Annotated in this window: 3 protein-coding genes; all 3 read left to right on the forward strand. The window is 72.9% G+C overall.

The genetic code is table 11. The features are described 5' to 3' along the window. Positions 1–170 precede the first annotated feature (170 nt). Positions 171–878: a carbon-nitrogen hydrolase family protein gene (locus tag ACFWXO_RS25780; RefSeq protein ID WP_380526330.1), complete on the forward strand. Its 708-nt coding sequence runs from the start codon at positions 171–173 to the stop codon at positions 876–878. A 204-nt stretch (positions 879–1,082) separates the two neighbouring features. Further along, positions 1,083–1,331: a hypothetical protein gene (locus ACFWXO_RS25785; RefSeq protein WP_380526306.1), complete on the forward strand. Its 249-nt coding sequence runs from the start codon at positions 1,083–1,085 to the stop codon at positions 1,329–1,331. Next, a complete protein-coding gene (locus tag ACFWXO_RS25790; protein WP_380526307.1) occupies positions 1,328–1,537 on the forward strand; it encodes a hypothetical protein in 210 nt (69 codons plus the stop codon). The genes ACFWXO_RS25785 and ACFWXO_RS25790 overlap by 4 nt, the downstream gene beginning before the upstream one ends. Positions 1,538–1,640: the final 103 nt, after the last annotated feature.

Raw genomic sequence — 1,640 nt, forward strand, 5'->3', positions numbered from 1 at the left:
GCCGGCTGTGGGCCCTACATTGTGTTTAAATTTTTAAGATTTCGCGTCGAGCGCAAACCCCCGCCCCCCGACGCCCCCCCGGTGCCCCATGAGGTGCTGCCGCCGGGAGTGCTTCGGGGGCACCGAAAACAGGAAGTCGACCAGGCCGACTTCCTGCGATGCTGGCCACCATGAAGATCGCCGCCGCCCAACTGACCTGCGTCCCCGCCGACGTCCCCGCCAACATCCGGGAGCACGTCGCCCTCGCCGAGCAGGCCCGCGCCCAGGGCGCCGAACTGATCGTCTTCCCGGAACTCTCCCTCACCGGCTACGAACTCGAAGCCCTCGCCGCCGACCCCACCCTCTGGGTCACCCCGGACGACCCCCGCCTCGCCCCGCTCCGGGCCACCGGCATCGCCGTCGTCCTCAACTGCGCCGTCCCCACCGACGGACCCCGACCCGCCATCGGCACCTACGTGTACGGGCCCGACGGCGCACTGATCACCACCTACCTCAAGCAGCACCTCTACGAGAACGAACAGGGCACCTTCACCGCGGGCGACCAGGACGGCCGCTTCCAACTCGGCGGCCTCCGCTTCGCCCTCGCCACCTGCTTCGACAACCACTTCCCCGACCTCACCGGCCGGGGCGGCACCGACAACTGCGACGTCCACCTCGCCAGCTCCCTCTACGGCACCGGCGGCGGCATCCACGAACGCGCCACCGTCTACCCGGGCATCGCCCGGCAGACCGGCATGCACGTCGTCCTCGCCAACCACGTCGGCCCCTCCGGCCCCTGGACCGGCTGCGGCGGCGCCGCCCTCTGGTCCCCCGACGGCACCCCCCTCGCCGAGGCCGACGACCACACGCCGACGGTCGCCGTCGCCGACATCCCGTAGCGGCCCCCGCCGGGCTCACCGTCTCGCCGGACGGCCAGGCGGTGTGGCTGGACGACCCCGACCATCCGGTGGGGGCCGCCTGACCTCACTCGAAGAGGCGGCGGAGAATCGTTGCCTCTTGCGGCCTCCGGGTGAACGGGGCGGTGGAAGGCCCGCGGAACGGTGATGGAGCCTCGCGACGCATCGGTCGTACGGGAGGTCCTCGTGAAACGCAGTCGTGTCATCGCCGTGTCGGTCCTGGCGGCGCTCGCCGTCGGCTCCGGCATCGCCTTCGCGGAGCAGGCCGGCCCTGCCCGGATCGCCGACGAGCCGCTCCTGCTCCACGCGGTGGGGAACTACCTCACCCTCCAGCCGGGAGAGGAGGCCGCGGTGCTGAGCAGGCAGTGCCCGGCCGGTGAGATGGCCATCAGCGGCGGCGTCCAGTCGAGTCCGGCCCCGGCGACTTCACCATGACCGTCAGCACGCCTTGGTGGAACCACGGCCCCCGGGGGTGGATGGCCGGCGGGCGGAACAACAGCTCGCAGCCGTTCGACCTGTACGTGTACGGCTTCTGCACCGCGGCCACCATGCCGGACACCCTCACCGCGGGCGGGGACGGCCTGCCGCCCCAGCTTCCGCCCGGCCCCGGTGCCTTCCCGGGCCGGAACGGCCGGGAGTAGACCACGGCGCAGGGCCTCGGCCCCCCCCCCGTCCAGCGCGGGACCCCCGACCCGCCCCCGCCGGCCCGCAACAACCCGTACGGATCGGCACCCCCGGGCCGGG

The organism is Kitasatospora sp. NPDC059088 (assembly GCF_042738155.1).
Classification (GTDB): domain Bacteria; phylum Actinomycetota; class Actinomycetes; order Streptomycetales; family Streptomycetaceae; genus Kitasatospora.

What these genes read in the sequence shown, in the direction of transcription:
- ACFWXO_RS25780 (WP_380526330.1), top strand. Translation starts at nt 171, where the DNA reads ATGAAGATCGCCGCCGCCCAACTGACCTGCGTCCCCGCCGACGTCCCC.
- ACFWXO_RS25790 (WP_380526307.1), top strand. Translation starts at nt 1,328, where the DNA reads ATGACCGTCAGCACGCCTTGGTGGAACCACGGCCCCCGGGGGTGGATG.